This window comes from Mesorhizobium sp. M0052, assembly GCF_040323255.1.
Lineage (GTDB): Bacteria > Pseudomonadota > Alphaproteobacteria > Rhizobiales > Rhizobiaceae > Mesorhizobium.
The window spans coordinates 187,929-211,011 of record NZ_JAMYUS010000007.1 but is presented as its reverse complement, the minus strand read 5'-3'; the positions used below and the strand labels follow the sequence as shown (position 1 = coordinate 211,011).

The 23,083-nt window shown below is 63.5% G+C and carries 25 protein-coding genes, 1 tRNA gene and 2 pseudogenes; 16 read left to right on the top strand and 12 right to left on the bottom strand.

From position 1 onward, the window contains the following. Positions 1 to 36: 36 nt before the first annotated feature. On the bottom strand, positions 37 to 696 hold the full coding sequence (locus tag NKJ77_RS11970; protein ID WP_023739761.1) for a phosphoribosylanthranilate isomerase: 660 nt from the start codon (positions 694 to 696) through the stop codon (positions 37 to 39). 109 nt (positions 697 to 805) lie between these two features. On the opposite strand from NKJ77_RS11970, the gene NKJ77_RS11965 reads away from it, so the two are divergent. Further along, positions 806 to 1,024 (top strand): hypothetical protein, encoded by a 219-nt coding sequence (locus NKJ77_RS11965; protein ID WP_023672288.1) that lies wholly within the window; start codon positions 806 to 808, stop codon positions 1,022 to 1,024. 18 nt (positions 1,025 to 1,042) lie between these two features. Here NKJ77_RS11965 and NKJ77_RS11960 read toward each other — a convergent pair whose 3' ends face one another. The 4 genes from NKJ77_RS11960 to NKJ77_RS11945 form a co-directional block, all read right to left on the bottom strand. After that, positions 1,043 to 1,801 (bottom strand): M48 family metallopeptidase, encoded by a 759-nt coding sequence (locus NKJ77_RS11960; RefSeq protein ID WP_023748271.1) that lies wholly within the window; start codon positions 1,799 to 1,801, stop codon positions 1,043 to 1,045. Positions 1,802 to 1,995: 194 nt separating this feature from the next. Then, positions 1,996 to 2,481: a DUF2852 domain-containing protein gene (locus tag NKJ77_RS11955; protein ID WP_023672286.1), complete on the bottom strand. Its 486-nt coding sequence runs from the start codon at positions 2,479 to 2,481 to the stop codon at positions 1,996 to 1,998. A gap of 117 nt (positions 2,482 to 2,598) precedes the next feature. Continuing rightward, positions 2,599 to 3,741, bottom strand: a complete 1,143-nt coding sequence (locus NKJ77_RS11950; RefSeq protein WP_352535257.1) for a benzoate/H(+) symporter BenE family transporter — start codon at positions 3,739 to 3,741, stop codon at positions 2,599 to 2,601. Between the two features lie 6 nt (positions 3,742 to 3,747). Further along, positions 3,748 to 4,518: an alpha/beta hydrolase gene (locus NKJ77_RS11945; protein ID WP_023693062.1), complete on the bottom strand. Its 771-nt coding sequence runs from the start codon at positions 4,516 to 4,518 to the stop codon at positions 3,748 to 3,750. Positions 4,519 to 4,765: 247 nt separating this feature from the next. On the opposite strand from NKJ77_RS11945, the gene infC reads away from it, so the two are divergent. From infC to NKJ77_RS11905, 8 genes and pseudogenes are all read left to right on the top strand, one after another. Further along, a complete protein-coding gene (infC, locus tag NKJ77_RS11940; RefSeq protein WP_023744911.1) occupies positions 4,766 to 5,302 on the top strand; it encodes a translation initiation factor IF-3 in 537 nt (178 codons plus the stop codon). 132 nt (positions 5,303 to 5,434) lie between these two features. Beyond that, positions 5,435 to 6,073, top strand: a complete 639-nt coding sequence (locus NKJ77_RS11935; RefSeq protein WP_023681388.1) for a methyltransferase family protein — start codon at positions 5,435 to 5,437, stop codon at positions 6,071 to 6,073. Between the two features lie 184 nt (positions 6,074 to 6,257). After that, positions 6,258 to 6,461 carry a 50S ribosomal protein L35 gene (gene rpmI / locus NKJ77_RS11930; RefSeq protein WP_006201248.1) on the top strand — a complete coding sequence of 68 codons (204 nt, stop codon included), beginning with the start codon at positions 6,258 to 6,260 and terminating at the stop codon, positions 6,459 to 6,461. A 40-nt stretch (positions 6,462 to 6,501) separates the two neighbouring features. Next, entirely contained in the window at positions 6,502 to 6,903 is a 402-nt protein-coding gene (gene rplT, locus NKJ77_RS11925; protein WP_023672281.1) for a 50S ribosomal protein L20, read from the top strand. Between the two features lie 296 nt (positions 6,904 to 7,199). Further along, on the top strand, positions 7,200 to 8,252 hold the full coding sequence (gene pheS / locus NKJ77_RS11920; protein ID WP_023832646.1) for a phenylalanine--tRNA ligase subunit alpha: 1,053 nt from the start codon (positions 7,200 to 7,202) through the stop codon (positions 8,250 to 8,252). After that, complete coding sequence (locus tag NKJ77_RS11915; RefSeq protein ID WP_023681387.1) at positions 8,249 to 8,695, top strand: GFA family protein; 447 nt, start codon at positions 8,249 to 8,251, stop codon at positions 8,693 to 8,695. Before pheS ends, NKJ77_RS11915 begins: the two co-directional genes overlap by 4 nt. A 2-nt stretch (positions 8,696 to 8,697) precedes the next feature. Then, positions 8,698 to 11,106: a phenylalanine--tRNA ligase subunit beta gene (gene pheT, locus NKJ77_RS11910; RefSeq protein WP_031195816.1), complete on the top strand. Its 2,409-nt coding sequence runs from the start codon at positions 8,698 to 8,700 to the stop codon at positions 11,104 to 11,106. Between the two features lie 159 nt (positions 11,107 to 11,265). After that, positions 11,266 to 11,867, top strand: a pseudogene (locus NKJ77_RS11905) (nucleotidyltransferase family protein). Positions 11,868 to 12,086: 219 nt separating this feature from the next. Here the strand turns inward: NKJ77_RS11905 and NKJ77_RS11900 are convergent. Continuing rightward, positions 12,087 to 13,082, bottom strand: a complete 996-nt coding sequence (locus NKJ77_RS11900; RefSeq protein ID WP_023681384.1) for an aldo/keto reductase — start codon at positions 13,080 to 13,082, stop codon at positions 12,087 to 12,089. Between the two features lie 96 nt (positions 13,083 to 13,178). Here NKJ77_RS11900 and NKJ77_RS11895 point away from each other — a divergent pair, with 96 nt between their 5' ends. From NKJ77_RS11895 to NKJ77_RS11880, 4 genes are all read left to right on the top strand, one after another. Beyond that, entirely contained in the window at positions 13,179 to 14,069 is an 891-nt protein-coding gene (locus NKJ77_RS11895; protein WP_023687444.1) for a LysR family transcriptional regulator, read from the top strand. Between the two features lie 150 nt (positions 14,070 to 14,219). Beyond that, positions 14,220 to 14,798 carry a cytochrome b gene (locus NKJ77_RS11890; RefSeq protein ID WP_352535256.1) on the top strand — a complete coding sequence of 193 codons (579 nt, stop codon included), beginning with the start codon at positions 14,220 to 14,222 and terminating at the stop codon, positions 14,796 to 14,798. A 69-nt stretch (positions 14,799 to 14,867) separates the two neighbouring features. Beyond that, positions 14,868 to 15,443: a YceI family protein gene (locus NKJ77_RS11885; RefSeq protein ID WP_023681381.1), complete on the top strand. Its 576-nt coding sequence runs from the start codon at positions 14,868 to 14,870 to the stop codon at positions 15,441 to 15,443. Between the two features lie 78 nt (positions 15,444 to 15,521). Continuing rightward, entirely contained in the window at positions 15,522 to 16,508 is a 987-nt protein-coding gene (locus tag NKJ77_RS11880) for a Gfo/Idh/MocA family protein (protein ID WP_023681380.1), read from the top strand. An 85-nt stretch (positions 16,509 to 16,593) separates the two neighbouring features. On the opposite strand, the gene NKJ77_RS11875 is transcribed toward NKJ77_RS11880, so the two are convergent. Together NKJ77_RS11875 and NKJ77_RS11870 are read right to left on the bottom strand one after the other, a co-directional pair. Then, positions 16,594 to 17,442 (bottom strand): alpha/beta hydrolase, encoded by an 849-nt coding sequence (locus tag NKJ77_RS11875; RefSeq protein ID WP_245261692.1) that lies wholly within the window; start codon positions 17,440 to 17,442, stop codon positions 16,594 to 16,596. Between the two features lie 53 nt (positions 17,443 to 17,495). After that, positions 17,496 to 17,861, bottom strand: a complete 366-nt coding sequence (locus tag NKJ77_RS11870; protein WP_023672270.1) for a VOC family protein — start codon at positions 17,859 to 17,861, stop codon at positions 17,496 to 17,498. A 147-nt stretch (positions 17,862 to 18,008) separates the two neighbouring features. Between NKJ77_RS11870 and NKJ77_RS11865 the strand changes: the two genes are divergently transcribed. Both NKJ77_RS11865 and NKJ77_RS11860 read left to right on the top strand, forming a co-directional pair. Further along, a complete protein-coding gene (locus NKJ77_RS11865; RefSeq protein ID WP_023681378.1) occupies positions 18,009 to 18,317 on the top strand; it encodes a hypothetical protein in 309 nt (102 codons plus the stop codon). A gap of 32 nt (positions 18,318 to 18,349) precedes the next feature. Beyond that, positions 18,350 to 19,240, top strand: coding sequence for a sigma-70 family RNA polymerase sigma factor (locus tag NKJ77_RS11860; RefSeq protein ID WP_023672268.1), 891 nt, complete (start codon positions 18,350 to 18,352; stop codon positions 19,238 to 19,240). 30 nt (positions 19,241 to 19,270) lie between these two features. Here the strand turns inward: NKJ77_RS11860 and NKJ77_RS11855 are convergent, their stop codons facing one another. Next, entirely contained in the window at positions 19,271 to 19,999 is a 729-nt protein-coding gene (locus NKJ77_RS11855; protein ID WP_023672267.1) for a GntR family transcriptional regulator, read from the bottom strand. Between the two features lie 160 nt (positions 20,000 to 20,159). Between NKJ77_RS11855 and NKJ77_RS11850 the strand changes: the two genes are divergently transcribed. Continuing rightward, positions 20,160 to 20,702, top strand: coding sequence for an autotransporter (locus tag NKJ77_RS11850; RefSeq protein ID WP_023672266.1), 543 nt, complete (start codon positions 20,160 to 20,162; stop codon positions 20,700 to 20,702). A gap of 100 nt (positions 20,703 to 20,802) precedes the next feature. Here NKJ77_RS11850 and NKJ77_RS11845 read toward each other — a convergent pair. The 3 genes and pseudogenes from NKJ77_RS11845 to NKJ77_RS11835 all read right to left on the bottom strand — a co-directional run. After that, positions 20,803 to 20,967 (bottom strand): annotated as a pseudogene (locus NKJ77_RS11845) (LysR family transcriptional regulator); the annotation flags it as partial. Between the two features lie 32 nt (positions 20,968 to 20,999). After that, positions 21,000 to 21,076: transfer RNA gene (locus NKJ77_RS11840), tRNA-Arg, on the bottom strand. Between the two features lie 195 nt (positions 21,077 to 21,271). Next, positions 21,272 to 22,804, bottom strand: coding sequence for an ATP-binding protein (locus NKJ77_RS11835; protein ID WP_023672265.1), 1,533 nt, complete (start codon positions 22,802 to 22,804; stop codon positions 21,272 to 21,274). Positions 22,805 to 23,083: the final 279 nt, after the last annotated feature.

Genomic DNA, 23,083 nt, shown 5'->3' with positions numbered 1-23,083 from the left:
ACTTTTCCGGAACATGCTCGGGTTCGAAAGAAGTGCTCAGGCAGCGCGGTCGTCGCGCGCGGCCCTGACGGCCCGGAAAAACTGCTCGATCAGCGCCGGATCCTTGACGCCCGGGCCGCTTTCCACCCCCGACGAAATGTCTATCGCGGGCGGATTGGCTGATATCAGGGCGTCGCCGATATTGGCGGCGTTGAGCCCACCGGAAAGCATGTAATCGAGCCCGGCGTCAAGGCCGGCCAGGATGCGCCAGTCAAAGGCGACGCCATTGCCGCCCGGAAGTTGCGAGCCCTTTGGTGGCTTGGCATCGAACATGAAGCGATCGGCAACGCCGATGAACGGCTTTAGCCGCTCGAGATCGGCAGCCTCACTGACGGAGAACACCTTCATGACAGGCAAGCCGTAGCGGGCTTTCACCTCGGCCACCCGCTCGGGCGTCTCCGTGCCGTGCAGTTGCAGCATGTCGGGTCGCATCTTTTCGACGATCTCGTCCAGGAAGGCGTCATCGGAATCGACCGTCACGGCAACCGCCAGGGCCTTGCCGATTGCCGCCTGGCGCAGGCGGCCGGCTGCCGCAGGCTCGACATAGCGCGGGCTCCTGGCAAAGAAGATGAAGCCGACATGGCTGGCGCCGCCGGCCAATGCCGCGGCCATTGCATCATCGGTCTTCAATCCGCAGATCTTGATATCGAGCGCCATGGCGCGGGGATTGGCACGAAACCGGCCAAGAGTCGAGAAAAAGCATGCTGTTTGCCGGCAACGCCAAAGGCGCTACCTATTGATGGGAGAAGCAAGGCGGAGCAGACGAATGGCCGACCAGAGCATAGCCGAACTCAGGCAGAAGATCGCGCAAGCGCGCGACGTCATCGCGCATCTGATGCAAAAGGCCGCCTTCGACGGGGCAGAAGCGCACCGGGTCCTGGATTATTTCGGCAGCGATGCGTTCGAGCAGAATTTCCTGCCATGGCCGCGCCATGGCGACGAAGGGCTGCGGCCTGAAGAGCTTAATGCGGCCAATGATGATTGAGCGCGGCGCCGGCGCAGGCTAATCGAACACGATCGCCTGCAGCGCGCCGCCATTGCGCTTCAGCCAGTCCTTGCAGCGGTCGGTATCGGGACAGAGCTGATCGCACAATTTCCAGAATTTCGGGCCGTGGTTCATCTCCTTGAGATGCGCCACCTCATGCGCGACCAGGTAGTTTATCACCGGCGTCGGCGCCATCATGATGCGCCATGAGAAGGACAGATTGCCATCGGAAGTGCAGGAACCCCAGCGGCTCGACGTGTCCTTGAAGCGGATCGCCTTGGCGCGCTTGCCGATGGCCTCGGTATGCTTGACCACCAGCTTCTCGATGTCCTTCTTGGCCTCACGCTTGAGGAAATCGGCGATGCGGCGCGGCAAATGTATGCGCTCGCCATGGACGATCAGCAGCGGACCGCGCTCGTCGCGCGACACGGTGACGGTGCCGCGTTTCGACGGTTCGTGGACGATGCGATGCGCGACGCCGCGTATCGGGATCTTGATGCCGGGGCGCACTTGCGGCCGTGTCGGGACCTTGGCCAGACGCTGCTCCAGCCAGTCCTGGTGGCGGTGAAGGAATTTCTCCACCTCGCCGCGGCGCAGGCCCGGCGGCACGGTGATGCGCAGCCCCTGGCCGCCCGAATCGATGCGCAGCGTCAGCCGCCGTGCGCGGGCGCTCTCGACGATCCTGAGCGGCAGTGTGCGGCCGGCAACGACGTGCTCTCGCTCTTCGACAGGCGAGGGTTTTGGTTTGGTCAGGTTGCGGAAAAAGCCGAAGGACATGGCTGAACGATACGCGATTCGAGGAAAACGACCAGAACAAAAAAGAAACGGCGCCGCTCGCGCGACGCCGTCCATCATGCCAAGGCCTGTCCTACAGCGCCGCGCGTCTCTGACGCGCAAAGGACGCTGTAGCACTCTAATTCGGCGCATGACCCCGAAAATCGGTTCCGATTTTCGGGGTCATGCGCGCAGCCTCAGTCGTCAAGCAGGTTCGGGCCCTTGCGCTTGGGGGTCGCGGGCTTGGCCGTTTCGGCCGAGCCTGTTTTCGCAGGCGCCGTCGACTTGTTGCGGTTGGCCATGAAGCGGTCGAACTCGTCCTGGTCCTTGGCGCGGCGCAATTCGCGGGCGTACTCATCGAACTCGCTCAGCATCTCGTCGAGCTTGCGACGCTCTTCGGCGAGGCGTTCGAGTTCCTTCTCGCGCCAGTCGTCGAAAGCGACATTGCCGGTGCGGGCCGAACCGTGGCCCCAGCGCGCGGCCTTGTCGGAACCGCGGCGGCAGCCGGCGAAGATGCCGTCGGTGGCCCGGTTGACGTCGCGCTTGAAGCCGTCAAGCCGGTCGCCCCAGATGATGTAGGCGAGCATGGCGAAGCCAAGCGGCCAGAACACCATGAAGCCGATCACCATCAGCGCGATGGTCGCCGGCGTCCAGGCCGGGCGGATCAATGCGGATGTGTTCATTTTCTCCCATTCCTTCGGTTGGAGACAGCCAAGAGTGGCTGCGTGGATTCGAAATGGGATGAGAAAAACGGCGATTCAAGACAACGTCCGCCAAAACCGGACAAGGGCCTGAAATGATTATCGCTTTTTGAGCGCTTCGAGGGAAAGCACGACCAGGCCAGCGACCAGACCCCAGAAGGCGGCGCCAACGCCGAACAAGGTCAGCCCTGACGCGGTGACCACGAAGGTGACCGTGGCGGCCATGCGCTGGTCCTCGTCCTTGAGCGCGATCGACAGCGCGTTGGCGAGCGATCCCATCAGCGCCAGGCCGGCTACCAGAACGATCAGGCTCTGCGGCAGGACGGCGAAGATTGCCACCAGCGAGGAGCCGAAAACCGCGAAAATCAGATAGGCAAGTGCATAGAAGGGTCCGGTCTTCCAGCGCTCGGCCGGGTTGGGATGGACGTCCGGCCCGGTGCAGATCGCCGCAGAGATCGCGGCCAGATTGGTGGTCGAGCCGCCAAACGGCGCCGACAGCAGCGAGAACAGGCCGGTGACGCCGATCAGCGGGCCGGGTTCGGGGTGATAGCCGGCGGCGCGCAAGACGGCGAGACCCGACAGGTTCTGCGACGCCATGGTGACGAGGTAGAGCGGCAGCGCCAGGCCGATGACAGCTGCGGCGCTGAAATGCGGGGCAATCAGCGTCAGCGTCGACAGTTCCGGCGCCGGCAGTCCGCCGACACGGCCTGTCAGGAATGCGGCGATGCCGCCGCCGATCAGCACCGCCAGCACCGACAGCGCCGGGTTGAACAGGCGAATGACGAAGAAGGCCGCGATCAGCGGCAGGATCAGCCAGGGATCGACCGGAATGGTCTTAACGGCATTGAGCGCGAAGGTGACGACGATGCCCGCCAGCATGCCGGACGCGACTGACGCCGGTATCCTTGATATCAGCTGGGTCAGCGGCTTGAACAGGCCGGTGGCGATCAACATCAAGCTGGTGACGATGAAGGCGCCGACCGCATCAGCCATGGTAAACCCGCTCGATGCCGCCATCAGCGCCAGGCCCGGTGTCGACCAGGCGGTGATGATGGGTATTTTCGTGCGCCAGGACAGCCACAAGCATTCGATCGCCATCGCCACGCACACTGCCGTCACCCAGCTCGCGGTTTCGGCTTGCGTGGCGCCAACCGCCTTGGCGGCGGCAATGACGACGGCCAGCGTGCCGCCGAAGCCGACGATTGCCGCGACAAAGGCGGATATCGGGATGGAAATGCGCATTCTTGCCTACCCCGCCCGCTGAACCATGTCGCCCACCGCCCTCAGCAGCATGTCGAGATCCTGCGGCCGCGACAGCCGGTGGTCGCCGTCGGGAATGAGCGACAAGGTGACGTCGTCGGCCGGCAGCAGCGAGACCAGCTTCAGCGCATGGCTTGCCGGCACATCGGCATCGGCCAGGCCCTGCAGGATGTGGACGGGGCAATGGGTATCGATCGGCCCGGTCATGACCCGGTTCGCCCTGCCGTCCTCGATCAGCGCGCTTGTGTAGATGTAAGGCTCGGCGGAATAGTCCGAAGGTTCTTCGAAAAAGCCTTTCTCCCGGAGGTCGCGCCTCTGTTCCTCCGTCAGAGCCGGCTCGACCAGCTCGGCGGTGAAATCCGGCGCCGGCGCGAGCAGCACCAGGCCAACCACATTGCTGTCGCCCGCCTTGCGCAGTTCCTGCGCCATGCGCAGCGCGATCCAGGCGCCCATCGACGAGCCGACCAGGATTTGCTTGCCCTCGGTGAAACGCCGGAAGACGGCGAGGCTCTCGCCAAGCCATTTCGAAATGGTGCCGTCGGCAAAGGCGCCGCCGGATTCGCCATGGCCGGAATAATCGTGGCGCAGATACGCGCGGCCTTCCCTTGCCGCCCAATCCGATAGCGTCTGCGCCTTCGTGCCCAGCATGTCGGATTTATAGCCGCCGAGCCAGACGATGCCGGGCGTTGCGCCCGAGGAATGGCGAACCGCGATATCAATGCCGTCGACATCCAGCAGGGTTGGGGTGGTCGCGGTCATGGCTGTGGATCAATCCTGGTTCTGGGGGCCTGATTGCGGGAGCCTGATTTTACTCGCCGGTCTTTTGACACAGGCACAGGCGAGGCGGAAAGTGCTCGCGACATCCTTTGTTTGGTGCAGGCCTGCGATCAGGGTGATTTTCTGTCAGCGCTGTGCTATTGACTCCGCCCGCGCGCTCACCACATTGGCGCGTCCTGAACATTTCTAGATTGAAACCCTGAACGAAACGGCCAAGGAGACCACGACCATTCGCAGACCTTTCAAAGCAGCGGCGCCCACCAAAGATGGCCCGCGCTCCAACCGTGATATCCGGGTTCCCCGGGTCCAACTGATCGACGCCGATGGCCAGAACCGCGGCGATATTTCCATCAACGACGCATTGCTGCTCGCCGAAGAGGCAGGGCTCGATCTGGTCGAGATCTCGCCCAATGCGGTGCCGCCTGTCGTCAAAATTCTCGATCTCGGCAAATTGAAATACGCCAACCAGAAGAAGGCGGCCGAGGCGCGCAAGAACCAGAAGGTCATCGAGATCAAGGAGATCAAGATGCGCCCGAACATCGACAGCCATGACTACGAAACCAAGATGAAGGCCGTGCGGCGCTTCTTCGAGGAAGGTGACAAGGTCAAGCTGACGTTGCGCTTCCGCGGCCGCGAGATGGCGCATATGGAACTCGGCATGCAGCTCCTGAACAAGGTGCGCGAGGAGACGGCTACCATCGCCAAGGTCGAAGCCGAGCCGAAGCTGGAAGGCCGCCAGATGATGATGGTGCTGGCCCCGCGCTAGATCAGTTCGGGCGTTGCGCTCTAAATCCGCCTGAATCCTGTCTCATGGCGTCCCGGCGATCGGCGGGACGCCGATTCTCCTGTCCAGACGCCGCGATCGCCGGCAAAGCTTCTCGACGATCGGATTCCCGACATGGCCAATGAAATCAACCCTGCGCCCATCAAGGAGCTGGGCGGCTACCAGCACATGCGCCGGATGGTGCTTGCGGTGCTGGTGGTGGTGCTGTTTGCGGCACTGCTGTTCGGCCAGTCGACCTTCCCGCCCGATACCCCGGTGCATGAAACGATCGAGATGGTCGGCGTGCTGCTGATCTTCCTTGGCGTCGTCGGCCGCTTGTGGTCGACACTCTATATCGGGGGGCGCAAATCCTCCGAAGTGGTCACCGGCGGACCCTATTCGATCACCCGCAATCCTCTCTACGTGTTCTCGACCGTTGCCGCCGCCGGCGTCGGGGCGCAGATCGGCTCGTTCTCCGGCATCGTCCTGTTTGCGCTGTTGTGCGCCGGCGCCTTCCACATCGTCATCCTGCGCGAGGAACGGTATCTCAAGGAGGTTCTCGGCGCGCCCTACACAGCCTATCTGGCGCGGGTGCCGCGTTTCTTCCCCCAGCTGTCGCTCTACCAGGAAGGCGACACCGGCAGCTTCAAGCCGCGCCTCTTGCTGACCACCTTGCTCGACGGGCTGGTGTTTCTGGTGGCGTTGCCGGTGTTCGAGACCATCGATGGCGCCCAGCAATCGGGCATTCTGCCGGTGCTGTTCAGGCTGCCCTGATCGCGGACAGAGCGTCGCAGCCGCTCGGGTGTTGCGCGCCAGCCCGCTTTGAAGTATAGGACCGCCGTTCCAAGAAAACCGCCCGGCAGGGCATGCCGTGGCGGTTTCATTTGCTTTTCGGGCTTTTGGTCCGCCCGAAGCGAACAAGAAGCGCGATTGTGCGCCACCAATACGGAGTAGCAAAATGCCCAAGATGAAGACCAAATCGGCCGCCAAGAAGCGGTTCAAGATCACAGGTACGGGTAAAGTCCTGTCGGCTGCGGCCGGCAAGCGTCACGGCATGATCAAGCGTTCCAACAAGTTCATTCGAAATGCCCGCGGCACGATGGTTCTGGCTGAACCGGATGGCAAGAAGGTCATCAAGAATTTTCTGCCGAACGGCCTCTGAGCATTCGGTTTCCAGGAACAGCGTTTAAGGAGATCATGACATGGCACGCGTAAAAAGAGGCGTCACCTCGCACGCCAAGCACAAGAAGGTCCTGAAAGCCGCGAAAGGCTTCTACGGCCGCCGCAAGAACACCATTCGCATCGCCAAGCAGGCGGTCGAAAAGTCGATGCAGTATGCGTATCGCGACCGCAAGAACCGCAAGCGCTCGTTCCGCGCGCTGTGGATCCAGCGCATCAACGCCGCGACGCACGAGCATGGCCTGACCTATGGCCGCTTCATCGACGGCCTCAACAAGTCCGGTATCGAGATCGATCGCAAGATCCTGTCCGACATGGCCATCCATGAACCGCAGGCGTTCGCCGCACTCGTGGCCAAGGCCAAGGTCGCGCTCGAATATCTGAAGAACACCACCCCGAATGCTTTTGAAAGCGCTGTCGCCTAGAGCATGATGCCAAAAAGTTGCTGACTTTTTGGACAACATCATGCTCAGGGAAATTTAGCGAGGAGCGCGATCTTTCCGAAAAGTCTGCAACTTTTCGGGATCGGGCTCCGAGCCCAGCGCTTCCCAGCATTCGCAATTCTGATTGGGGAACCCGCGCTGGCACGGCTGGCGCGGGTTTTTCTTATGGCTGAACTTTCAACTTGAAAGTGACTTTCACCTCAAAGTTGACTCCCAACACAGCGAGTTTGACCGTGAACGACATAGCTACCGGCTTGGATACTCTCGAAAACTCCCTGATGGCCGACGTCGCGTCGGCCGCCGATGAGGCTGCTATCGAAGCCGTGCGCGTCGCGGCTCTCGGCAAAAAGGGGTCGATCTCGGAATTGCTGAAGACACTGGGCGCGATGAGCGCCGAGGAGCGCCAGGTCAAGGGCCCCGCGATCAACGGCCTGAAGAACCGCGTCACCGAAGCGCTGACGACACGCAAGGCCGAGCTGAAGGATGTGGCGGTCACGGCGCGCCTTGCCGCCGAGACGGTCGACGTGACGCTGCCGGTGCGGCAATCGCCGGCCGAGCGCGGCCGCATCCATCCGATCAGCCAGGTCATCGACGAGATCGCGGCGATCTTCGGCGATCTCGGCTTTGCCATCGCAGAAGGTCCCGATGTCGAGAGCGACTATTACAATTTCACCGCGCTGAATTTCCCCGAAGGGCATCCGGCGCGCGAGATGCACGATACCTTCTTTTTCCAGCCGGACGAAAAGGGCGAGCGCAAGCTGTTGCGCACCCACACCTCGCCGGTCCAGATCCGCACCATGGAGAAGCAGAAGCCGCCGATCCGCATCGTCATTCCCGGCAAGACCTACCGCCAGGATTCCGACGCTACCCACTCGCCGATGTTCCATCAGGTCGAGGGGCTGGTGATCGACAAATCGGCCAATGTCGCCAACATGAAGTGGGTGCTGGAAGAATTCTGCAAGGCTTTCTTCGAGGTGCCGCAGGTCAAGATGCGCTTCCGGCCGTCGTTCTTCCCGTTCACCGAGCCAAGCCTCGAGGTCGACATCCAATGCGACCGCTCGTGGCCCGGCGAAGTGCGCTTCGGCGAAGGCTCCGACTGGATGGAGATCCTCGGCTGCGGCATGGTCCACCCCAATGTGCTGCGCGCCGGCGGGCTCGATCCCGACGAATATCAGGGCTTTGCCTGGGGCATGGGAATCGACCGCATCGCCATGCTGAAATACGGCATGCCGGACCTGCGCGCCTTCTTCGACGCCGATGTCCGCTGGCTGTCGCATTACGGTTTCCGGCCGCTCGACATGCCGACGCTGTTCGGAGGTCTTTCCGCATGACGGCGCCGCACGCCGGTGGCTGCCGCTGCGGCGCGGTACGGTTCGAGGCCTCGGTCGAACCGCACCATGTCAGCTATTGCCATTGCGGCGATTGCCGGCGCGCCAGCGGCGCGCCGGTGTCGGCCTTTGTCGGCTTCCTTACCGAGCAGGTGGCTTTCACCGGCAAGGCACTGAAGATGTACGAGAACGGCCCGGTTACACGCTCGTTCTGCGGCATTTGCGGCTCGCCTATCGCCTATGTCGACGAGCGGCTGGAAGACCACATCTATTTCATGCTGGGCGCCATGGACATGCCGGCTTATTTCCGGCCGACGCACCATGCCTATGTGCGCGAGCAGCTGCCCTTCGTGCATATGCCCGACGACTTGCCGCGCCATTTGAAGACAAGCGTGCCCAGACCCGATGGACAAGGTCCGGGCGGGTACAGACAAAACGGAACATAGTGATGAAACTCACCCTTTCCTGGCTCAAGGATCATCTCGACACCGACGCCACGCTCGACGAGATCGTCGAGAGGCTGACCTCGATCGGCCTCGAAGTCGAGCATGTCGACGACAAGGCCGGCCTGAAGCCGTTCGTCATCGCCAAGGTGCTGACGGCGGTGCAGCATCCCGACGCCGACCGGCTGCGGGTGCTGACCGTCGACACCGGCAATGGCGCAGCCCCTGTCCAGGTGGTGTGCGGTGCGCCGAATGCCCGCGCCGGCCTGATCGGCGCCTTCGCCGCGCCCGGCGCCTATGTGCCCGGTATCGACGTGACGCTGACCGTCGGCAAGATCCGCGGCGTCGAGAGCCATGGCATGATGTGTTCCGAGCGCGAGCTGGAGCTGTCGGATGAGCACAATGGCATTATCGACCTGCCGGCCGATGCGCCTGTCGGCACCAGCTTCGCGGCTTACGCGCATCTCGACGATCCGGTGATCGAGATCAATCTGACGCCGAACCGGCCGGATGCGACCAGCATTTACGGCGTAGCCCGGGACCTGGCGGCAAGCGGGCTTGGCCGGCTCAAGACCGCGCCGGTCGAAGCGGTCCCTGGCAAAGGTGAAACGCCGGTCAAGGTGACCATCGAGGCGCCGGAGCTCTGCCCCGGTTTCGCGCTGCGCCTGGTGAAAGGCGTGAAGAACGGGCCGTCGCCGAAATGGCTGCAGCAAAGGCTGATCGCCATCGGCTTGCGCCCGATCAGCGCGCTGGTCGACATCACCAACTACGTCACCTTCGACCGTGGCCGGCCGCTGCATGTGTTCGATGCCAAGAAGGTCGCCGGCAATCTCGTCGTGCGCCGCGCACGCGACGGCGAGAAGGTGCTGGCGCTCGACGGGCGCGAATACACGCTGACGCCGCAGATGTGCGTGATCGCCGATGATAATGGCGTCGAATCGATCGCCGGTGTCATGGGCGGCGAGCATTCCGGCTGCGACGAGAGCACCACGGACGTGCTGATCGAATCCGCTCTTTGGGATCCGATCACCACGGCCCGCACTGGCCGTACGCTCGGCATCATCACCGATGCCCGTTACCGTTTCGAGCGTGGCGTCGACCCAGAATTCATGGTGCCCGGCGTCGAGCTGGCGACAAAGCTTGTGCTGGAGTTCTGCGGCGGCGAGCCGACGGAAACCGAGGTCATTGGCTATGCCGGCTACAAGCCTAAGATCGTTTCCTTCCCGATCTCGGAAGTAAAGCGGCTGACCGGCACCGAAGTGCCGAAGGCGGAAAGCCTCGACATCCTTTCGCGCCTCGGCTTCGAGCCGCAGGGCTCGGACGACATCGTCGATGTGGCGGTGCCGTCCTGGCGGCCCGATGTCGATGGCAAAGCCGACCTGGTCGAGGAAGTCATGCGCATTCACGGCGTCGACAACATCGCGCCGCAGCCGCTCGGCGCTCATGACGCGGTCAATTCCAAGATCCTGACGACGCTGCAGGTGCGCACCCGCATTGCCAAGCGCTCGCTCGCCGTGCGGGGCATGCTGGAGGTTCTCACCTGGTCGTTCATCCCGGCCAAACACGCCGAACTGTTCGGCGGCGGCCAGACGGCGCTGAAGCTCGCTAATCCGATTGCAGCCGACATGTCCGATATGCGGCCCTCGTTGTTGCCCGGCCTGATCGTCGCCGCGCAGCGCAATGCCGACAAGGGGATCGGCGATGTCGCGCTGTTCGAGGTCTCCGGTACCTATGAGGGCGACGGCCCCGACCAGCAGCGGCGCGTTGCCGCCGGTGTGCGCCGCGGCACCGCCAAGCTCGACGGTTCCGGCCGCAGTTGGGCCGGCAATTCCGGTCCGGTCGGCGTGTTCGACGCCAAAGCCGACGCGATTGCAGCGCTGGAAGCCTGCGGCGCGCCGGTCGACAGGCTGCAGATCGAGCCAGGCGGTCCGGCCTGGTATCATCCCGGCCGCTCCGGCACGATCAAGCTCGGCCCGAAGACAGTGCTCGGCACCTTCGGCGAGTTCCACCCGAAGACGCTGGAGGGGTTGGACGTTTCCGGACCGATCTGCGGTTTCGAGGTCTATATCGACGCCGTGCCCGAGCCGAAGGCCAAGCCGACGAAAACCAAGCCAAAGCTGGAGCTGTCCGCCTTCCAGGCGGTGAAGCGCGACTTTGCTTTCGTCGTCGACAAGACGGTGGAGGCCGGCGCGCTGGTGCGCGCGGCGCTCGCCGCCGACAAGAAGCTGGTCACCGGCGTTTCGGTGTTCGATGTGTTCGAGGGGGCATCTCTCGGGACCGCCAAGAAGTCGGTTGCCATCGAAGTATCTATCCAGCCGGTTGAAAAGACGCTCACCGACGAGGATTTCGAGGCGCTGGCCAAGCGCATCGTCGACAATGTTGGCAAGCAAACGGGCGGCATGCTGAGAACGTAGAGCGGCTAACGCCGCCCTACGTATTTCGACTTCAGGCAATTCTTAGGGAAAGCGCGTCTTAGGGAAAGCGCGGCGCGCTTCCCAGTAAAACCGCTACACACTTTTCCTGGAATTGCTTCTGAGGATTGCCGGCAGTTGCGAATCGCTCTCCAAAGGGCGATGGACCATCTGCGCTATTCCGGTCTGCCGTTCGAAGCCCAGCGCGAAGCGTTTCTCGCCATGGTGTTGGCGGATGCGCTCGTCAGCGACGCGCTGGAGCGGGCCCGCACGCTGGCGTTGCCGGACTGGCTGGTGGTGTCCGGCGCGCTCTACAACAGCGTCTGGAACCACCTGACCGGCAAGCCGCCGGGCTACGGCATCAAGGATGTCGATCTCTTCTACTTCGATGACAGCGACCTGTCCTACGAGGCCGAGGAACGGTCATCCGTCGAGCCGCGCAGCATTTCGAGGGGCTGGCTCTGCCGGCCGAGGTGCGCAACCAGGCACGGGTGCATCTGTGGTATCCGCAGAAATTCGGCCAGCCCTGCCCGCGCTATACGAGTTCCAGCGAGTCGGTGAGCTATTTCGCCTCGAAGACGCATGCGGTCGGGGTGCGATACGATGCCGATGGGCAGCTTGAGGTCGTGGCGCCGTTCGGGCTGGATGACCTCTTCGCGTTTCGCATCACGCCCAACCGGCTGATGGATAACAGGCGCACGCATGAGGCCAAGGGGGCGAGGGCGAAGGCGTGCTGGCCGGAGATTACGGTGGTGCCTTGGTAATACGAAATGGCGGCGCGAGGCACCCCCCTCTGGCCTGCCGGCCATCTCCCCCGCAAGGAGGGAGATTGGCAGCTTCATCGTTGGCGCACTTTCTGCAACGTTGGTGATTGGCGAAAACAGCGACGACAGCCGATCTCCCCCCTTGCGGGGGAGATGTCCGGCAGGACAGAGGGGGGTGCCGCGCGCTGACTTCTCAGGGCGCCAAGCTCCCCCGCTTGTTCACCCATTCACCAGCGCCAGCAATTCCTCAGTGTAGCGCTTGCCAACCACCTTGTCCGGCGACAGCGCATCTCCAATCGCCGCGACCTCAGCCGCGCTCAGCTCGATCCCGACCGCCGCTGTGTTCTGCTCGAGATGGCGGATCTTTCTTGCGCCGGGGATCGGCACGATGAAGTCGCCCTGGTGCAGCACCCAAGCCAGCGCCAGCTGCGCCGAGGTGACGCCTTTTTCCACCGCCAGCTTTTCCAGCGTCGCAACGACCTTGGCATTAGCGGCCATGGCGTCGGCCTGGAAACGCGGCAAGGTGCGGCGCCAGTCGTCGTCGCTGAGGGCCTCGGGCTTGGCGATGGTGCCGGTGAGCAGGCCGCGACCGAGCGGGCTGTAGGGGACGAAGCCGATGCCGAGTTCGCGGCAGACATCGAACACTTCGTCTTCAGGGTCGCGGCTCCAAAGCGAGTACTCACTCTGCACGGCAGCGATCGGATGCACGGCGTGCGCCCGGCGGATGGTGGCGGCACTGACCTCCGACAGGCCCAGCGCCCGCACCTTGCCATCGCGCACCAGCTCGGCCATGGCACCGACCGTGTCCTCTATCGGCACGTCGGGATCGACGCGGTGCTGGTAGTAGAGGTCGATAACATCGGTATCGAGCCGCTTCAGCGAGGCTTCGGCCACCGCCTTGACGTGCTCCGGGCGGCTGTCGACGCCGACCATGCGTTCGAGGCCTGAGCCTTCCTCGGAAATCTTGAAGCCGAATTTGGTGGCGATCGTCACCCTGTCGCGCACCGGCTTCAATGCCTTGCCGAGAAGGATCTCGTTCTCAAAGGGACCATAGACTTCGGCGGTGTCGAAAAACGTCACGCCGATCTCGACAGCGCGGCGCAGCGTGGCGATTGCGTCAACCTCGGCCTGACCGCCATATGCGAAGCTCATGCCCATGCAGCCGAGGCCGACGGGGAAGACTTCGAGCTCAGTACCAAGTTTGCGGGTTTTCATGGCGCATCTCCTTGTTGCGATGAAACAGAGATAGCGCCTAGCTTTACGTTCGATAATTGGCTGTCATTCGCACGGGCTGTTCTATAAAATAGAGCAATGAACCGAGCGCATCTTTCTCAACTCGCTGTACTGGCAACAGTCGCCCAATGCGGTAGTTTTCGCGGCGCGGCGCGCGAACTGGCCATCGCGCCCTCGGCAGTTAGCCATGCCGTGTCCAGCCTGGAGGCGCGGCTCGGCGTGCGGCTTTTGGCGCGCAGCACCCGCAGCGTGGCACCAACGGAGGAGGGCGCGCAGCTGCTCGAACGGCTGCGGCCGGCGCTGTCCGAGATCGATCTGGCGCTGGAAACGGCGATCGAGGCGCGCGACCGGCCGGCCGGGAACCTGCGGCTGACCGTGCCGCGCACCGCGGCCCACCTGGCATTGACGCCCAGGCTCGGCGGCTTTGCCGCGGCCTATCCCGACATCGTGCTGGAAATCGTCATCGAGGATCGCTTCACCGACGTCGTCGAAGGCGGCTTCGATGCCGGCGTGCGGCTCGGTGAGAGCCTGCAGCGCGACATGATCGCGGTGCGCATCGGACCGGACCTTCGCGGCGCCGTGGTCGGCGCGCCATCCTATTTCGCGACCATGCCAAGACCCCGCCATCCGCGCGATCTTGCCGACCACCGCTGCATCCGCTTCCGTTTTTCCAGCGGCATTCTTTACCGCTGGGAATTCGAGAAGGATGGCGAAGAGATCGAGATCGCGGCGCAAGGGCCGCTGATCCTCGACGAAGACCATCTGATCGCCCAGGCGGCGGTCGACGGCGCTGGGCTCGCCTTCGTCTTCGACGATTATGTGCGCGCGCCGCTCGCCGACGGTCGCTTGATCCGCGTGCTGGAAGACTGGTGTCCGCCCTTCGACGGTTTCTTCGTCTACTACCCCAGCCGCCGCCAGATGCGCCCGGCGCTGCGGGCGTTTGTTGATTTCTTCAAGGTCGGTGCTTAGCCACCTCCCCCTAGTGGGGAGGGTCGATCCGCGTAGCGGATCGGGGTGGGAGTCTTCGTAGGGCGCTACCCCCCACCCCGTCGCTTCGCGCCGACCCTCCCCACAAGGGGGAGGGTGGAAGAAAGCCCAGCTGCCATTCGTTCACCAGCCATGCCGGCATTCATCACCAACAACTCAACCCGCTACGGCTGGGCGGCGATCGTCCTCCACTGGCTGATCGGCATCCTGTTCATCGGCCAGTTCATGCTTGGCTTCATCATGGTGCGGTTGACCAGCCAGCGCACCGCCTTCGAGCTGATCCAGCTGCACAAATCCTTCGGCTTCCTGCTGCTCGGCCTCCTCATCCTGCGCATTGCCTGGCGGCTCGGCAATACGGCCCCGGCCTTGCCGGCCTCGGTCGGAGGCCTGGAGCGTCGGACGGCGCCGCTGGCGCATCTGGCGCTTTATGGCTTCCAGCTCGCGGTGCCGCTGTCCGGCTGGGCACTGGTTTCGGTGTCGATGCTGGAGATCCCCAGCATGCCGTTCAACCTTTTCGTGATGCCGAACCTGCCGCTCGGCGTGTCCGATGCGGCGGAAAACTTCTGGGCGGTAGCACACTGGTATCTCGCCTATGCCGGCATTGCCTTGGTCGCGCTGCATGCGCTGGCGGCGCTGCGGCATCATTTCTGGCTGCGCGACAGCGTGCTCACGCGCATGATCACGCCTTCGTCAGATCAGGACATGGAATAGCGCGCGCCGCGCATTCGTTCATTGGAGTGAGGGCGCAACACTTCGCCTGCCCCAGTAAGGACAAAACCCATGTATGCGCGCATCTTCGGATTGGCGGCTGTTGCCGCTTGCCTTGCCATGCCTGTCTCCGCCGCTGTGGACCTCGGCGACGCCGCCGGCAGCTACACGGTCAACCCGGCCAGCTCCAGCATTCGCTTCTCCATCGGCAAGGTCGGTGGCGGCGGCCTCGACGGCGCCTTTGGCCGCTTCAAGGGCTCCATCCGCATCGACAACAGCGATGTCGGCCGTTCCGCGGTCAACTTCACCATCTATCCCGAAAGCGTCGGCACCGGCCAGGGCCGCATCGACGCCTTCCTGCGCTCCGATGCGGTGTTCGACGTGGCCAACAGCCCCGAAATCCAGTTCCGCTCGACCAGCGTAACCCGAACCAGCGACACCACGGCGCTGGTCAGCGGCCGGCTGACGGCGCGCGGCAAGACGTTTGCGGAAAAGTTCACTGCCGAGCTCGGCGGGCTGAAGGGCGGCGTCATTAAATTCCACGTCACCGGTAAGGTGCTGCGCTCCCGGTACGGCATGGATGTCGGCACGCCGATCTATTCGAATATCGTCAATTTCGACATGACGCTAACGGGCAAGCGAGGCTAGCAGGACCAGCGATCCGCATTGGCTTTTCCTGCAATTTCGGGCAAACCTCCTCGCCTGTAAATCGATAGGAGAAGCCTGATGTTCCGATGGGGTGTTTTGTCGACGGCCAAGATCGGCCGCGAGCAATTGTTGCCGGCAATCGTCGAGGCCGAGAATGGCGTTTTGTCCGCGATCGCCAGCCGCGACCTGTCGAAGGCCGAGGCCCTGGGCGAGCGGTTCGGCGCCAGGCATGCCTTTGGTTCGTATGAGGAGCTGCTCGCTTCGAAAGACGTCGACGGCGTCTACATCCCGCTGCCGACCTCGCAGCATGTCGAGTGGACGGCCAAGGCCATCGAAGCGGGCAAGCATGTGCTGGTGGAAAAGCCGCTGGCGCTCGACGCCAAGAATATCGCACCGCTGATCAAGCTGCGCGACCAGAAGAAGGTGCTGGTCTGCGAGGCCTTCATGGTCATCTACCACCCGCAATGGATCAAGGTGCGCGATCTCATCGCCGATGGCGCCATCGGCCGGCTGCGCCATGTGCAGGGCGCCTTCTCCTATTACAATGTCGATCCCACCAACATGCGCAACCAGCTCGATCTCGGCGGCGGCGCGCTGCCTGATATCGGCGTCTATCCGACGGTGTCGACGCGGTTTTCGAGCGGCAAGGAGCCACTGCGCGTGCAGGCGACGATCGAGCGCGACAAGAAATTCGGCACCGACATCTATTCCTCGATCCGCGCCGATTTCGGCGATTTCGAACTGTCCTTCTATCTGTCGACGCAGATGGCGGCGCGGCAGGTGATGGTGTTCCACGGCGAGAAGGGTTTCATCGAGGTGTTCTCGCCGTTCAATGCCGGGCTCTACGACCATCACCGCATCGAATTGCACAACCAGAACCATACGGAGGCGCAGGTGTTCCGCTTTCCCGGCACGCAGCAATACCGGCGCGAGGTCGAGACGTTTGCCAGGGCGGCACAGGGTGGCAAGGAGCGTGTCTTCACGCTGGAGGAGTCCGTGCTCAACCAGAAGGTCATCGACGCCATCTTCCGCGCCGGCGGCAAGGAAGGCTGGGAGGCCGTCTGATACAGCAATCTTAGCGGGTAATTTCATGGGAGAAGGGCGTCCGCATTGTGCATGCGGACGCTCCTTTCCTGTTGAACTGACGATCTCACGCGCCTCTGAGCGTCAGGTGCAAGGTCTCGGCGAAGCGGTCGGGATAGGGCGCAAAGCCCATGTGGTCGCCGGGGAAGGCGGCGCGCTTGCTGCCGAGCCCGTCGGCCAGCGCCTTGCCCATGCCGTCGATCGGCTGGCCGATGGACTCTTCGCCGATGCCGACCACGACCGGGCGGCCGCGCAGCGCCTCGATATCAGGACGGTAGAGCGACAGCGGCATGACGCCATGCGCCAGCCAGTATTCGAAATTGCCGCTGACCCTGGCAAAGGTCTCGGCCTCCTCGGGCGACGGTTCGAACGAAGGCGGTCCGTCCTGCGGCCCGGCTTCATCCTGACCCGGCCCTTCCGACAGGCTGTTCTCGCTGAAGAATTTCTGCATCGCCGCCTCGACACCCTGGCTGCGATAGGTGTCGTGCAGGTCGCGCATGCCGGCCAGTGACGGCGACGGGTCGTCGAGCAGCATCATGCTGGGCGGCTCATGCGCCACCAGTGCACGAACCCGGCCGGGATGGCGGGCGGCGAGGTTGAGCCCGATCTGGGCGCCGCCGCTGGTGCCGAACACATAGGCCGGTCCGGCGCCAAGCGCCTCGATCAATCGCGCGGCATCGTCGCCATGGACATCGAGGTCCTGCTCTTGCGGCTCTCCGTCGAAGGTGCTGCGCGAATTGCCGCGCGGATCATAGGCGACCACCGTGTAGCGGTCGGCGAGGTGGCCCGCGACATCGGCGAAGACGCCGGCGTCCTGCGGTCCGCCGGGGATTATCAACAGTACGGGGCCGGAACCGCGCATCTCATAATAGAGGCTGGCGCCCGGTACTTTCAGCGTCGACGTTTGGGGGGTCATGTCCATCTCTCCTGTTGTTCTCATGTCAAAGTTCGGCTTTGCGCCGGGTCCGATCATTTGCTGGCGACAACCATGCGGTTGCCCTCGCTGTCGCGGAATTCGGCGACTGTGCGGCCCGGCTGCCAAGGCGCTTCCTGCGGCTCGGTGATGATTTCGACGCCGCGCGCCTTCAGGCCCGCGACCGTTGCCTCGACATCGCCATCAACGAGCACCAGCACGGGCTCAGTGCCCGGCGTGTCATCGGGGCGTTTGACGAAATGCAAATTGGTGACGGCGCCGGGAAATGTCAGCTCGATCCAGCGCCAGCCGCTGTCGCCCATCAGCTGGTCCTCCGCCACTTGGCAAGCAAGATGTCCGGTGTAGAAGGCCTTGGCGCGGTCCTGGTCGAACACCGGCAATTCGGCAAACTGGATGTGCATGATGGGTCTCTCCTGCTCCTGGACGGCTGCCGCGCAGCCGTCGACGGGAAAGACGATCCGGACGATCGAAAAGATTCGCCGGGCGACGAATCTTTTCGAGGCCGCGAAACGTCTTCTCTGTGCAGAGTTGAAAAACAGGAGACGACAATGGGCTACAATCTCATCCGCTACGGCGTGAAGGACGAAAGCATCGCCGAGAACCGTATGCTGGTTGCACAGGTGTTCGAGGCACTCGACGACACGAAGCCGCAATCCGTGCGCTACCTCGTCCTGGAACTGGAGAATGGCGAGTTCATCCATCTTGTCAGCCAGGATGGCGACGGCCTGACGGGGCTCGCAGCCTTCAAGGCCTTCAGCGCCGATCATGCCGGGCGCCGCTCGACGCCGCTTGCCAGATCGCCGGCAAAGATCGTCGGCAATTATCGTATGCTGGCCGGCGAGGTCGTGCCGGCTTGAATGCAAAGACCGGCATTTTGGGAACGGACAGGATGAACACAGCAAAACTCGACCGCGTTGCCCTGGAGGCGATGCTCGGCGCCTTGCGACCGAAGCTGCACCGCTACTGCGCCCGCATGGCCGGCTCGGTGATCGATGGCGAGGACATCGTCCAGGAGACACTGATCAAGGCACTGCAGGCCATCGACGGCGACGCCACCGTTGGGCGTCCGGAGCAATGGCTGTTCCGCATAGCCCACAATGCCGCGCAGGATCATCTGCGCCGGCGCCAGCGGGAGCAGGCGCGCATGAGCGAGACCGACATGACGACGATCGAAGACCCCTCCGCAAGCGCCGATGCGAGGCTCGCCACCGCCGCCAGCCTGCGAAGCTTCATGCAGCTGGCAACAGTGCAGCGCAGCGCCGTGATCCTTGTCGACGTGCTTGGCCTCAGCCTGCACGAAACCTGCGAAGTGTCCGGCGCGACGCTGGCCGCGACCAAGGCAGCGCTGCATCGCGGGCGGTCGCAGCTGCGCCTGCTGGCGTCACAGGACGAGCAGGCGCCTGCCCCAAAGCTCGACGCCGACGACGAGCGGCGCCTGCGCCGCTATGTCGACCTGTTCAACGCGCGCGACTTCGACGCCGTGCGCGCGTTGATCGCCGAGGATATCCAGCTTGAAGTCGTCAACCGCACCCGCATGCGCGGCAAGGCGCAGGTTTCCAACTATTTCGGCAATTACGACCGTGTCCAGGACTGGGCGCTGTCGCTCGGCTTCGTCGACCGCAGGCCGGCCATCCTGATCCGCAACCCGCAAACGGGAGATGACGCCGTGCGCGGCTTCATGCTGGTCGACTGGCAGGATGGAAAGGTCAGCCATATCCGCGATTTCCGCTACGCGCCCTATTGCCTTGCCGATGCGGACATCCGCTTCATCGACGAGTAAGCATCGGCCAGAGAGCGCGGACTTCGCGCCTCAGGCGAAGCTTTGCAAATTGGCGTCCTGCAGCTTGGAGCCGGCGAGCAAGGCCTCGAGCACCTGCTTCTTGAGCGACAGGCACTGCGAGCGGGCAAGCTTTGCGATGGCCGAGACTTCGGCCAGCTCGCAGGCAAGCACCAACTCCTTCTGCTGGCCGATGATCGCTTGCGTGAAGTCGCGCGATTTGAAGCCGAGATGGAGGACACGCTCCGACTGGTCGAGCGTTTGGTCGAGCAGGCGAACCAGCCGCAGATTGCCGGAGAGTTCAGCCAGGGCCAGGCGAAAGGCGCGGTCGGCCGCCAGAAAGGCGACATGGCTGCGCAGCGTCTCCGGCTTCAGCACCTTCTGCGCCGCCAGCCTGATGTCGTCGAGCCCGCGTTCGGTGAGGTTTGCCGCGGCCACCCGGAACACTTCCGGTTCGATCAGGCTGCGGAGGTCGAAGATCTCGTTGACGTCGCGCAGGCTAAGCGGTGCGATGACATAACCGCGGCGCGGCTCGCTCTTGATCAGCCCTTCCTGCGTCAGGCGGGCCAAAGCCGAGCGGATCGTCGCCTTCCTGATCTGGTAGCGGTCGCCGATCTGCTTTTCGGTCAGGCTTTCGCCGGGTTGCAGGACGCAGGCGACGATGTCGCTCTTCAGCTGCTCATAAGCTTCCTCGCTGCGCAATATGTCGGCGGTCGACGGCGCCTTGACGGCGGACGGTGACACTGATTTCGGAAGAGCCATATCTGCCTGCCCGTGTGGTCTGCCCGCGTGGTCTGCCCGCGTAGTCTGCCCGCGTAGTCTGCTTGCCCGTTTCGACCATCCGGTTGAGGGGTCTGTCGGCATTCGCTAGCCTGAGCATCTCAGCTGTATTGGTTGAGCTTCCCAATGGAGATGACGACAAATGTCTCTTGCCGCCAACTCGCCTCTCTACGCCGTAACCGCCGGTATCGTCAACGCAGCCAAAGGTGCTCATGCCATCGAACGGGTCAAGGCGGTGCTGCGCGAACACACCGACCGCTTCCATGCATCAGGCGTGCTCGCGCATGAGGAAGACGACGATGAGGTGCTGCTGCATGCCAGCCCTGACTTGACCATCTACCACATCACGCTGTCGCCCGGCCTGCGGTACCCGCCGCACAACCATCTGATGGATGCGCTGATCGGCATCTACAAGGGCAGCGAGACCAACTTCATCTATCCCGTCGACGGCAGCGAGATCGATGCGCCGGAACGCCACGACATCGCGGCGCCCGCGGTGGTGCACATGACCCCTGATACCGTGCACGCGGTGGCCAACACCGGCATCGCCCGCTCAGGCGCGCTGCATGTCTATCTCGGCAATCTGACCGAGACCCACCGCCACATGTGGAGCCCGGGCAGCACCCACGCCGAGCCGTTTGACAATGAGCGGTATCTGGCTGGAGCGAGGCCTATTGGGCCCTGATCCGGGAAAGGCGGAAGAAAAGTGAGCGTGCTGCGCGGCGGCGTGAATGAGCATTCAGCGTCGCTGCGCCCAGATAACGGTCGCCGCGTACTCTCCCGTTTCAAGAACATCGCAGCGCGTTTATAGCGCAGTCAGGCTGACGACTGGGGTAATAAATGAAGAAGCCCGGAATAGGCGGCGTCCAGTTCTCCAGCACTCGGATGAGGCGGTGCTCGGCAACGTGTTCCGCGACCTGCTCTTCATATGCGAGCCCAAGACCGGCTAGCGGATCGCAGGAAATCGCAGATTCGGCGGAAATGGCGCGCCCGAAGAGATTCGAACTCCTGACCCCCAGATTCGTAGTCTGGTGCTCTATCCAGCTGAGCTACGGGCGCGCAACAGGCCATGCTTTACATAGCCCCGCTAACCGATCCTGACGACCGGCCGCGACAAGACGTGTTCCCTAGCGACTGAATTTCCGAAAAGCAAGCCAATCCGGCAAAAGTTTTGTCGCAGCTGCTTTCGACGGTGCCGATCAAAGGGGTGCTGAGATTCAGCTCAGTCCGGCTTCGGCTGAATATCAATACAGCTCAGGCAGGGCGGCGCAGGCCGTTGCGGGCCTGGTCGAGGCGGACCGGCTGGTCGGGGATGGTGACGGCGAAGGTGGTGCGGCCGCCGATCGATTCGACCAGTTCCACCGTGCCGCCATGGGCGCGGATCAGCTCGTGCGCGATGGCCAGGCCAAGGCCGGTGCCGCCGCTGCGGGCCGAGCCTCGAAACGCCGCGAACAGGTTTTCTCGCGCCTTCGCCGGCAGGCCGGGACCGGTGTCGGTGACAATGATGCGGCTTACGCTGCCTATGCGCTCGGCCGATACGGCGAGCCGGCGCACCAGCGCGCTCTCGGCGTCGGCCGCCATCGCCTGCACCGCGTTTCGGCACAGATTGGTGAGCACGCGAAACAGCTGGTCGGAATCGGCATCGACCTCGAAGGCGAGCTCGACGGCATTGACGAATTCGATGCCGTCCTCGATGTCGAGCAGGCCGTGGACGTCGTCGACCAGCTGGCGCAGCCGCAAGCGGCGGCGTGAGGGCGCCGGCTCCTGCGTGCGACCATAGTGGAGCACACCTTCGGAATAGGAGACGGCGCGGTCGAGCGCGCGCAACAGCTTTGGCGCGAAGGCCTGCACCGTCGGGTCCTTGACCAGGCGCAGGCGGTCCGACATCAGCTGCGCCGAGGCCAGGATGTTGCGCATGTCATGGTTGATCTTGGAGACGGCGAGGCCAAGATCGGCAAGATGCTTCTGCTCCGACAGCATCTTTTGCAGCCGTTCCTGCATCTGCGACAGTTCGCGCTCGGCAACGCCGATCTCGTCGGCACGGGCGGCCGGGTGGATGATGCGCCCTGGATCGTCGGGCGCCTCGGAGAAGGACAGCATCGAGCGCGTCATGGTGCGGATCGGGCCGATCATGATCAGGTCGATCGCGGCATAGACCAGCATTGCGGTGAACAGCGAGATCAGCAGCGAGACGAAGGCGACGTTGCGCGAATAGCGCAGCATGGCGTTGCGGAGGGAATAGTCGGGCATGATCAGCTCGAATTCCTTGTCGCTGTCGCCGACCGGGCCGAACACCCGCAGCATGCGCTTGCCGCCGAAGAACAGCGTATCCAGCGCCCCGGTCATGCCCTTGATCATGCCGACATTGGCGATGTCGATGTGCTCGTCGACCTGCGGCGGCATCTCGGCCACCACCAGCAGGCGCGATACGCCGCCGTCGCGCACCGCGATCGCCTTGGCGCCGATTGCCATCAGCACGTCGTTCTGGGCGGCGCGGGAGAGCGAATTGGGCTCACCCTGCACCAGCACGATCGACACCGCGGCAGCGGTGCTTAGCCTCTCCTTCAGCCAGGCCAGGCGGTAGCTGGCGATCCAGGGCAGGAAAATGAGGACTTCGGCCAGGAGCACGAAGACAATGGTGAGCAAGAGCAGCTTGGTCGACAGGCCGCGCGCCAAGGGCACTGAACGATTGGGCACCGAACGGCTCGCAACCGGGCGAACGGTCGCCGGGCTGGCATCGGCTGTCGCCGGGCCGCTCCCTTCATCCGCTGATGCAACTTCGCTCATTAAGGCCTGTCTTCACAAACGCTTGATCGGTTGAGATTAGGTGATTGCGGCTTTTTTGCCAATTTCATCCTTCGTTGGACGATGGCGCCAGCAATAAAAATAGCCTCGAACTGGGTGTTCGCGCCGCGACGAACGGGGTGTCGCGCCGTGACGAACTGGCAGTTCGCGCTGCGACGAACTGGCGTTCGCGCTGCGACGAACTCATAGTTCGCGCTGGATTGACTCCCAAAACCCTTCTTTCTATAAGCCGCTCACGCTCGGGCCATTCGTCCCGGCGCG

Excerpts from the sequence above, each read along its gene's own strand:
- NKJ77_RS11970 (WP_023739761.1), bottom strand. The coding sequence starts at position 696 with ATGGCGCTCGATATCAAGATCTGCGGATTGAAGACCGATGATGCAATG.
- NKJ77_RS11965 (WP_023672288.1), top strand. The coding sequence starts at position 806 with ATGGCCGACCAGAGCATAGCCGAACTCAGGCAGAAGATCGCGCAAGCG.
- NKJ77_RS11960 (WP_023748271.1), bottom strand. The coding sequence starts at position 1,801 with ATGTCCTTCGGCTTTTTCCGCAACCTGACCAAACCAAAACCCTCGCCT.
- NKJ77_RS11955 (WP_023672286.1), bottom strand. The coding sequence starts at position 2,481 with ATGAACACATCCGCATTGATCCGCCCGGCCTGGACGCCGGCGACCATC.
- NKJ77_RS11950 (WP_352535257.1), bottom strand. The coding sequence starts at position 3,741 with ATGCGCATTTCCATCCCGATATCCGCCTTTGTCGCGGCAATCGTCGGC.
- NKJ77_RS11945 (WP_023693062.1), bottom strand. The coding sequence starts at position 4,518 with ATGACCGCGACCACCCCAACCCTGCTGGATGTCGACGGCATTGATATC.
- NKJ77_RS11935 (WP_023681388.1), top strand. The coding sequence starts at position 5,435 with ATGGCCAATGAAATCAACCCTGCGCCCATCAAGGAGCTGGGCGGCTAC.
- rpmI (WP_006201248.1), top strand. The coding sequence starts at position 6,258 with ATGCCCAAGATGAAGACCAAATCGGCCGCCAAGAAGCGGTTCAAGATC.
- rplT (WP_023672281.1), top strand. The coding sequence starts at position 6,502 with ATGGCACGCGTAAAAAGAGGCGTCACCTCGCACGCCAAGCACAAGAAG.
- pheS (WP_023832646.1), top strand. The coding sequence starts at position 7,200 with ATGGCCGACGTCGCGTCGGCCGCCGATGAGGCTGCTATCGAAGCCGTG.
- NKJ77_RS11915 (WP_023681387.1), top strand. The coding sequence starts at position 8,249 with ATGACGGCGCCGCACGCCGGTGGCTGCCGCTGCGGCGCGGTACGGTTC.
- pheT (WP_031195816.1), top strand. The coding sequence starts at position 8,698 with ATGAAACTCACCCTTTCCTGGCTCAAGGATCATCTCGACACCGACGCC.
- NKJ77_RS11900 (WP_023681384.1), bottom strand. The coding sequence starts at position 13,082 with ATGAAAACCCGCAAACTTGGTACTGAGCTCGAAGTCTTCCCCGTCGGC.
- NKJ77_RS11895 (WP_023687444.1), top strand. The coding sequence starts at position 13,179 with ATGAACCGAGCGCATCTTTCTCAACTCGCTGTACTGGCAACAGTCGCC.
- NKJ77_RS11890 (WP_352535256.1), top strand. The coding sequence starts at position 14,220 with ATGCCGGCATTCATCACCAACAACTCAACCCGCTACGGCTGGGCGGCG.
- NKJ77_RS11885 (WP_023681381.1), top strand. The coding sequence starts at position 14,868 with ATGTATGCGCGCATCTTCGGATTGGCGGCTGTTGCCGCTTGCCTTGCC.
- NKJ77_RS11880 (WP_023681380.1), top strand. The coding sequence starts at position 15,522 with ATGTTCCGATGGGGTGTTTTGTCGACGGCCAAGATCGGCCGCGAGCAA.
- NKJ77_RS11875 (WP_245261692.1), bottom strand. The coding sequence starts at position 17,442 with ATGACCCCCCAAACGTCGACGCTGAAAGTACCGGGCGCCAGCCTCTAT.
- NKJ77_RS11870 (WP_023672270.1), bottom strand. The coding sequence starts at position 17,861 with ATGCACATCCAGTTTGCCGAATTGCCGGTGTTCGACCAGGACCGCGCC.
- NKJ77_RS11865 (WP_023681378.1), top strand. The coding sequence starts at position 18,009 with ATGGGCTACAATCTCATCCGCTACGGCGTGAAGGACGAAAGCATCGCC.
- NKJ77_RS11860 (WP_023672268.1), top strand. The coding sequence starts at position 18,350 with ATGAACACAGCAAAACTCGACCGCGTTGCCCTGGAGGCGATGCTCGGC.
- NKJ77_RS11855 (WP_023672267.1), bottom strand. The coding sequence starts at position 19,999 with ATGGCTCTTCCGAAATCAGTGTCACCGTCCGCCGTCAAGGCGCCGTCG.
- NKJ77_RS11850 (WP_023672266.1), top strand. The coding sequence starts at position 20,160 with ATGTCTCTTGCCGCCAACTCGCCTCTCTACGCCGTAACCGCCGGTATC.
- NKJ77_RS11835 (WP_023672265.1), bottom strand. The coding sequence starts at position 22,804 with ATGAGCGAAGTTGCATCAGCGGATGAAGGGAGCGGCCCGGCGACAGCC.